Source organism: Pseudomonas sp. HY7a-MNA-CIBAN-0227 (assembly GCF_040310325.1).
Classification (GTDB): Bacteria; Pseudomonadota; Gammaproteobacteria; order Pseudomonadales; family Pseudomonadaceae; genus Aquipseudomonas.
This window is the reverse complement of sequence record NZ_JBEOPT010000240.1, coordinates 1-256: the sequence shown is the minus strand read 5'-3', so window position 1 is coordinate 256 and position 256 is coordinate 1. Positions and strand designations below refer to the sequence as shown.

The following is a 256-nucleotide window of genomic DNA, read 5'->3' as shown; positions in this document are numbered from 1 at the left end:
GTACAAACAACTTATTAACCTAAAAAAATCATCTGTAGCTACAGATGATTCTAGTAGCGGAGTTATTTATGAGCATGATCGGTGTATCAGTAGCTAGCAATAAAAGCCTTCAACTTGAAGCCACTCAAGAAGCCTACAATAGAGCTGTCGTGAAGCTTAATTTGCTGTTGATTGACGATAAAACACACGAAGAAGTGGTCAGAAGCAAGCTGTTTGAAGTCATGGATGAAAGAAATCAGCTGGGGAAGTACTCCAC

The 256-nt window shown here is 39.5% G+C and carries 1 protein-coding gene; it reads left to right on the top strand.

Annotated features, from left to right (window positions below):
* Positions 1 to 68: 68 nt before the first annotated feature.
* Positions 69 to 256 (top strand): hypothetical protein (locus AAEZ06_RS27750; RefSeq protein ID WP_350617365.1); only part of this gene is annotated, 188 nt, incomplete at its 3' end.